This is a genomic window from Microvirga sp. jy35 (genome assembly GCF_056148915.1).
On record NZ_JBWBEW010000099.1, the window covers coordinates 1 to 3,368 of the forward strand.

General features: G+C 58.4%; 5 protein-coding genes. 4 read left to right on the forward strand and 1 reads right to left on the reverse strand.

Translation table 11 applies throughout. The features are described 5' to 3' along the window. Both AC0QTX_RS27285 and AC0QTX_RS27290 read left to right on the forward strand, forming a co-directional pair. On the forward strand, positions 1 to 456 hold a 456-nt coding region (locus tag AC0QTX_RS27285; protein ID WP_474606925.1), incomplete at its 5' end, for a sensor histidine kinase. Positions 457 to 509: 53 nt separating this feature from the next. Then, a complete protein-coding gene (locus AC0QTX_RS27290; protein ID WP_474606926.1) occupies positions 510 to 917 on the forward strand; it encodes a response regulator in 408 nt (135 codons plus the stop codon). Positions 918 to 975: 58 nt separating this feature from the next. On the opposite strand, the gene AC0QTX_RS27295 is transcribed toward AC0QTX_RS27290, so the two are convergent. Beyond that, on the reverse strand, positions 976 to 1,710 hold the full coding sequence (locus AC0QTX_RS27295; protein ID WP_474606927.1) for a PRC-barrel domain-containing protein: 735 nt from the start codon (positions 1,708 to 1,710) through the stop codon (positions 976 to 978). Between the two features lie 323 nt (positions 1,711 to 2,033). Between AC0QTX_RS27295 and AC0QTX_RS27300 the strand changes: the two genes are divergently transcribed. Together AC0QTX_RS27300 and AC0QTX_RS27305 are read left to right on the forward strand one after the other, a co-directional pair. Continuing rightward, positions 2,034 to 2,255 carry a DUF2934 domain-containing protein gene (locus AC0QTX_RS27300; protein WP_474606928.1) on the forward strand — a complete coding sequence of 74 codons (222 nt, stop codon included), beginning with the start codon at positions 2,034 to 2,036 and terminating at the stop codon, positions 2,253 to 2,255. A gap of 430 nt (positions 2,256 to 2,685) precedes the next feature. After that, entirely contained in the window at positions 2,686 to 2,994 is a 309-nt protein-coding gene (locus tag AC0QTX_RS27305; RefSeq protein WP_474606929.1) for a TFIIB-type zinc ribbon-containing protein, read from the forward strand. The last annotated feature ends 374 nt before the right edge of the window (positions 2,995 to 3,368 follow it).

Consider the following 3,368-nt stretch of genomic DNA (forward strand, 5'->3'; position numbering starts at 1 on the left):
GCCATGGCTCGGGTGCACGACCTCTTGAGCAAGTCGGAAAAGGCTCAACGCGTCGACGTCTCAGTGTACGTGGCAGACCTGTGCGAGGCGTTAAGACCGATCACGGAGAACGATCACCGCATCCGCCTTGAGGCGAAGATGGAGGATGGGATCCTGGTCGATGCCGACACGGCGGTTCCGCTCGGCATTGTGCTGACCGAACTGATTACCAACGCCGTAAAATATGCGTTCCCCGCACCAAGGTCAGGCACGATCCTCGTCCAGGCGCGCCGCAGCCGGCCGGGCTGGATTGAACTAATCGTCCGGGATGATGGGATAGGGATGTCGAGCCTGCGGGAAGGATCGCTCGGCTACGGCCTTGTTCGGTCTCTCGTTCAGCAGATCCGGGGTGAGATCGACGTGCGCAGCGATGCGGGATTGACGGTAACGATCTCGTTCCCGGAGGCGGCCGGATAGGCGCCAGAACACGGTCCGGCCGAGTATCATCGTGGCCTTAGGAACGAAGAGGATTGATCCCCATTCCACTCGACATGCTTGAGAAGAAACCTGACATTCGCGCGCTCATTCTCGTTGTCGAGGATGAAGCTCTCGTCCGCATGATGCAGGTCGACGTGCTGGATGATGCTGGCTTCAAGGTCATGGAGGCGGCTCATGCGGACGAGGCGCTTCATATTCTCGCGGCCGCTCCGGACGTCCAGGTGGTTGTCACGGACGTGGAAATGCCACGCGGGAGCATCAACGGCTTCGAGCTGGCCCGCAGGGTGCGGGAGGATCGACAGGATATCGGTGTCGTGATCGCATCCGGACGCGTGGCCCCTGCACCCGGGGATTTGCCGGAGGGCGTCTATTTCGTCGAAAAGCCGGTGCGTCCTGAAAGACTGCTTGAGCTGATCCGAGCACTGCTCCTTCAGGACTGAGTGCGCCACGAAAGAGAGCGCTCGTGGCACTGAGGCACGAGCGCAAGCCTGTACTCAGTCACGGGCGACCTGCGAAGAGTGCGTCATTCCGGGTGCGCCATGTGTCGTCCGACAGCCACTTGTAATCCTGATCGGGCATGTGCGGGATGGCCTTTACCTTCGCCTCAGGCATGGGAAGGAAGAAGCTGTCGCGCTCCTGCGAGACCTTGAGGGAACGGATCGGGACCACGATGCTGTCCTTGCCAGGGGTGAAGAACCCTCCTGACGCCACGATCGCGTAGTCCCGGCGGTCCTTCGTGCCGAACACGACGTTCCGGACCTCGCCCACGATCTTGTCGTCGGCGCTTCTCACCTCTGCGCCAATGATCTGATCCGCTCTCAGGCCCGGGGCAAGCTCGTCAATGTCGATGAGCGGCTTGGCATCCTTGTCGGCTCGACGTCCCTGGACAGCGCCGCGTTGGACCTTTGGCTCCCGCGCGCTCATCTGCGTCTCCGCATCCTCCTCGTCGTTGCCGCCCAAGGAGTTCATTGGAGGGCCGGCGAGAAGTTCTCGGATGTTGCCCAGCAGGCGCTCGCAATCCTCATGACGCCCGTAGGACCGGAGCGTGATCGCGGCGTCGCGCAAGTTACGCAGGTCACGAACGGTCTGGCGGTTAGCCTTCCCACGAAGCTCGGGCTTTTGCAGGATGGCTTCTTCGAGTTTGGCGTCGGCGATCTGGCAGTCGGCCATCGCTGGCGTGGCCCCGAGCATGCTGAGGAGAGTAACTGCGAGGAGAATTCGTGCCGGCTTCATATTTCATCCGTTCTAGGGAAAAGGCAGGTTGCCAGATAAAAGCCGTCCGCTGCCGCCCGCGATACGAACCTGGAATAATGAACGGCGCCGCGATGCCGTTGCGAATACCCGTAATATATTAAGCATTAATACTTAAACAAAACGAGTACCTATCGGTGCTGACAATGCCATTCAAGAAGCATTGTCGATGAATTATACACACTTGAGCCCAGATTAATACCTAAAAATATCATAGCTATTATTGATAATATACGGTAAACACCATTAATAAGGCATCATTCGGAACGCATGCTTTTGGAAGAGTACGCAGGAAGGACTGTAATATGGAACAGCATGCTAATGAGACACAGGACCGGATAAGGCAGCGCGCCTTCGAGCTTTGGGAGCAACACGGTCGGCTTGAAGGTCATGAGGCGGAGTTCTGGCATCAGGCGGAGCGTGAGCTAAAGGGTGAAGCGAGCAGTAGCGACACCAGCAGAGGCGTCACCGCGAACGCTCCCTCCGCCAGGAGCGGCTCCGGATCGGATGGCCCAGGAAAGGCATGACTTCTGGAGAAGTGGCAGGCTAGGGTTGATAACCCGTCCTCATAGGTCGCCAGTCATGGAACTAAGGCTCTGAGTTCTCAGTCGTCCCAAGGATCGGATTTGATGCCGTGGGAAGAAGTTGAACGGGGCACATTGAGCACCTGCTGAAAGCGCTTCTGATATTGCCTCACGTCGCCGCGTTAGCCTTTGCCTCTGTGCTTCCCTTGTCGGTCGGATAGGATCGTGGGCGCAATGAATGGAGTACCGGGGTAGTCCGACTTGTAGGCAGCTCTCCGCGCGCCCATGTGACCGTAGCGGGCCCGGGCCCCTCTGACAGGCACTACAATGTGGCTGTGATGTCGGACCGCATGAGAACACTCGGGTCTAGCCAAAGCAAGACTCATTGGAGATCCGGCTTGTCATTCTATTCTATGCCTCAGGAGGCCCGCCTATGACCAGTGCTGCCGGTATGCCGTGTCCTGTCTGTCAGGTCTCACTCGTGATGAGTGAACGACAGGGTGTCGAGATTGATTATTGCCCTCAATGTCGTGGTGTTTGGCTCGACCGCGGAGAGCTCGACAAGATCCTCGAGCGAAGCGCCCAAGACGCACCAGCCGCTGCTCCAGTACAACAGCCTTCCTTTTCAAAGCCGCAGTATGATCAGGGCCACGACCGAGGCTACACTCAGCCGTACGAGCACGGCCATCAGCACCGCCATCCCAAGCGGAAGAAGTCCTTTCTCGAAGAACTATTCGATTGAGACGCTTTGGAGAGTAAATGAGAAAGGCCCCTTTTGGGGCCTTTTGTTTTCAGGGTCAGGCGACCGGAACGGTTCGCGGTGCGCCCAATGGTCTCGCGCAAGGTGTCGGTCCTGAAAGCCGCTGCATGTGATATCGACATTATCGCCATCACCAGCGTTGGACCTGTTCATGACCTCAGCCTCCCTCAAGTTCTGCGTAGGCCTTGCTTTCGCACTCACTCTCGGCGGTTGCTCAACCCTCAGGGGGGTTCTTGTCCCGGTTCCTGCCGCCGCTCCGGGGGCGAGCCAGGTGGCACTGTTGCATTAACCTTGGCAGTGTAGCGAGGGATGGCTAATTGAGGAGCCGTCCAGTTGTCTCTGTTTAAGCGCCGTCG

Excerpts from the sequence above, each read along its gene's own strand:
- AC0QTX_RS27295 (WP_474606927.1), bottom strand. The coding sequence starts at position 1,710 with ATGAAGCCGGCACGAATTCTCCTCGCAGTTACTCTCCTCAGCATGCTC.
- AC0QTX_RS27300 (WP_474606928.1), top strand. The coding sequence starts at position 2,034 with ATGGAACAGCATGCTAATGAGACACAGGACCGGATAAGGCAGCGCGCC.
- AC0QTX_RS27305 (WP_474606929.1), top strand. The coding sequence starts at position 2,686 with ATGACCAGTGCTGCCGGTATGCCGTGTCCTGTCTGTCAGGTCTCACTC.